We start from the raw sequence: 3,259 nt of genomic DNA on the forward strand, positions 1-3,259 counted from the left end.
GCATATAGACGAGTATAGAAAAGTTGCCAAGGAAATTGGAATGTCTGAAGTTCAAGTTATTGAATTAACAGATAATATTCCTCTGAATTACTTACAATTGTTGCAAAAAATGGGAAAAATTCAAGCTAAAGAACAGCTATGGAGTCAAGAGTTTTTTAATAAAAAAAAGCAACGTTTATTGGATTGTTGTGAAATGGGTAAAAGTGACTTAATTCAATGGGGAATATTGCATTATCAGAAAGAAAATTAGAACGATATTAGACCATTGCTTTGTAAGCATTTCCTGTGCAATGCTGCGCAAACAGCTATTATTGTCAGTATTCAGTTAATTTATAGCTATATTCTCAGAAATATAGAGCCATCTACTAATACTGGGAAATTTAATAGACTTAGTAATGGAATTTTTTTGTGATAAGTATCACTGCTATTGTTAACTAAATTATGCTAAGATTACCTCAAAATTTTAGATTCAATTAAATATGTTAACCAACGCATCTTTAATCAAAACAGGTTCTGGTTGGGAATTTGTCAGTGAAGAAATTTTAGAGGATTTTCTTTATGAAAATTTGGAAAAATTACTAGATTTAAATGTCTTAGATAGACAATATATTGTTAATAATCAAAGATGTGATATTTTGGCAGTCGATAGTAATAAAAAGTTAGTAATTTTAGAATTAAAAAATGTTGAGGATAGGGGAATAGTTCAACAGTTGACTCGTTATTATGATGCTTTGTTGGATGAGCAACCTTTTAGTGACAAAGTTGATTATCAGCAACCTGTAAGATTAATAGCAATTACTCCTAATTTTCATCGAGATAATTTTACAGATAGAAAATATCATACTCTTGATTTTCAGTTTCTAGAGTTTTCTGTGATTGAAAATGAGGATAAGTTTTATATCAGTTTGAAAGATGTCGATAATGGGAAGATTTCAAAGACAATTATTCCATATAAAGAATTAGAAAACGATTTAGATTTACCAGATCCACCTGAAGAATTTTTGAGACTTTTGAGTAATTTTGAGCTTAGTCAACAGCAACATATATTAGAAGTTAGGCGGAAAATTCTTAAATTTGATACTAGAATCCAAGAATTTCCCTCTACTAGCAGCATTAAATATGGAAATGGTAGTGGTAAAACAAATAAATTATGTGCAGAAATTTTATTGGATAAACGTGAACTAATATTATTTCTTTGGATACCATATAAGAGTGGTGAAAGTTCAAGAATTGGCAGAGCTAGAATTTGGACAGATTGGCAAGATAAAGCTTTAATTGAAGGTTATGTTTCAAGTGGAGTAGGAACAGAAATAAATAAGCATAAAAGGAGTATGCAAAAGTTACTAGAAGCAATTCAAGGTAGAAATCAAGGTAAAAGAAGAGGATCATCATACATTCGGTATTATAATGACAAGGGTCAAATGTATCATTACACTTTACCAGTTGTACAAAATACAGCCAGAAAATATCTAACAGCAATTAGGAGAATTCAAAGTGCAGGAATAGAAAAAAAACCGATTACTTATGAAGATGCAGAATTTATTAATGTTCAGAGAGAGATATTTAAAAAAAAGACAGGAATAGAATATAAATCACAACTTATTCCTAATAAATCTTTAGAATCATTACAAGTAGATTTTAATCCCTATAAATCTCTAGACTCATTAATTGATATGGCATTAGAAAAATGGTTAGAAAGACTTTAAATTTCACTACAATTCAATCTGATAAAAAATATTTAGCTTAAAGAAAAACATCCTGCATATACAAATCACGATACCTAAATTAATCATTACTAACTAACGGCAAATTCAGTTAAACTACGTTTATATGGAGCATGAAATCCTAAGACAATATCTTTTTTAGGAACCCCAGCAGTTATTAACTGATTAGCAATTCCGATTTCTGTTCCATCTCTTTGAATCCAAATTTTATTATTTATTAAGTCAACATGAATAATCACACCATAAATTCTTTTTTGTTCTTTCCAGCCAATATTTAATACTTGGTAATGATGGCGTTTGGTGTCAAAAATAAGTTGAATTTCTGTGTTATTTTTTCCATGATTGACTGAATGTTGGGTGAGAATATCTTGGATAAGTTGAGAGTAATCTATTCTTTCCATAACACGACTTCCTGTTTGATAGAATCAAAAATTAAGAGTTTAATTTGAAATAGCGGTCAGCTCTCAAGGCATATTATGGCTGACTCCCTCATTAACGCACACCACTAATTTTTCAAATCAGCGTGGGGGACTCAACCCGCCGATTTTAGCTGATAGCTGATAGCTGATAGCTGATGGCTTAGTTAATACATAATTCCCTTACCTTTTTCATTAAACTCTTTAAAAGTTTGTTCTGATAATTCCTGGGTAGTCATTGCCTGCAAAACAGGAAATGGTAATGTCAGATGATTAGCACCTGCCAATAAAGTAGCCACAGCCTCATCAGGAGATTTTATACTTGCTGCTAAAATTTCTGTACCGCTACCCTGCACTACCTCAGCCATTTCTCGCACCAATTTTAAACCATCTCCCAATAGTCTTGTTGCCCGGTTAACATAGGCGATCGCATATTTAGCACCTCCTTCTACAGCTACTACCGCTTGAGCAGGATGATATATTCCAGTTACAGAACAACTAATGTCTCGAGACAGATAAGATAGCACTTGAAAACCAATGGCAGTTGCCGGAATTTTCAGAACTATTTTATGACCAATTAATTTCGATGCAGTTTTCGCTTCTGCCATCATGTCATCAAAATTAGTAGCAGTAAGTTGGTAATATAATTCTCCAGAAACAATTTCTGAAAGTTCCTTTAATGTAGCTTCTGGAGACAGATCGCTTTTTACCAACAAAGTAGGGTTAGTTGTCACGCCAGATATCCAACCAAATTTACTAGCAACTCTGGCTTCTGTTACTATTGCTGAGTCAAGATAAAGAACCATTTTTTTTCTCCTAATTAAAACTAATCAAAAAATTAATCTAGAAAACTTGAACTAAATAAAGTTTCTTTGACTTCTTCCTTATTTCAAAAGCCGTCAGCTATCAGCTATCAGCTATTAATTTATTATCTCATTATCTTGGAAGAAGAAATTAGTTTTCAAGGAGAACTAAAAGTTACTACTACAATATACTCCTTCAACCTGAGAAGGAATTATTCATTATTTGCTGACCGCTGACCGCTGACTGCTGACCGCTATTTCAACTAATTCCCTCAAAAGGTCCTAAAAAAGTAGGTCGAGGACGAGTAATATGAAC

At 32.2% G+C, this 3,259-nt stretch carries 4 protein-coding genes; 2 read left to right on the forward strand and 2 right to left on the reverse strand.

All coding sequences use genetic code 11. The features are described 5' to 3' along the window. A partial coding sequence (locus AC3DU7_RS29450; RefSeq protein ID WP_488042796.1) for a hypothetical protein occupies positions 1-250 on the forward strand: 250 nt, incomplete at its 5' end. Between the two features lie 229 nt (positions 251-479). Further along, a complete protein-coding gene (locus AC3DU7_RS29455) occupies positions 480-1,706 on the forward strand; it encodes an endonuclease NucS domain-containing protein (RefSeq protein WP_488042797.1) in 1,227 nt (408 codons plus the stop codon). Between the two features lie 89 nt (positions 1,707-1,795). Here the strand turns inward: AC3DU7_RS29455 and AC3DU7_RS29460 are convergent, their stop codons facing one another. Both AC3DU7_RS29460 and AC3DU7_RS29465 read right to left on the reverse strand, forming a co-directional pair. Continuing rightward, positions 1,796-2,125, reverse strand: coding sequence for an element excision factor XisI family protein (locus tag AC3DU7_RS29460; protein WP_488042798.1), 330 nt, complete (start codon positions 2,123-2,125; stop codon positions 1,796-1,798). 182 nt (positions 2,126-2,307) lie between these two features. Next, positions 2,308-2,946: a transaldolase family protein gene (locus AC3DU7_RS29465; protein WP_488042525.1), complete on the reverse strand. Its 639-nt coding sequence runs from the start codon at positions 2,944-2,946 to the stop codon at positions 2,308-2,310. Positions 2,947-3,259 lie beyond the last annotated feature (313 nt).

Source organism: Okeania sp., assembly GCF_983059655.1.

Coding starts and splice junctions, on each gene's coding strand:
- AC3DU7_RS29465 (WP_488042525.1), bottom strand. CDS start 2,946: ATGGTTCTTTATCTTGACTCAGCAATAGTAACAGAAGCCAGAGTTGCT.
- AC3DU7_RS29460 (WP_488042798.1), bottom strand. CDS start 2,125: ATGGAAAGAATAGATTACTCTCAACTTATCCAAGATATTCTCACCCAA.
- AC3DU7_RS29455 (WP_488042797.1), top strand. CDS start 480: ATGTTAACCAACGCATCTTTAATCAAAACAGGTTCTGGTTGGGAATTT.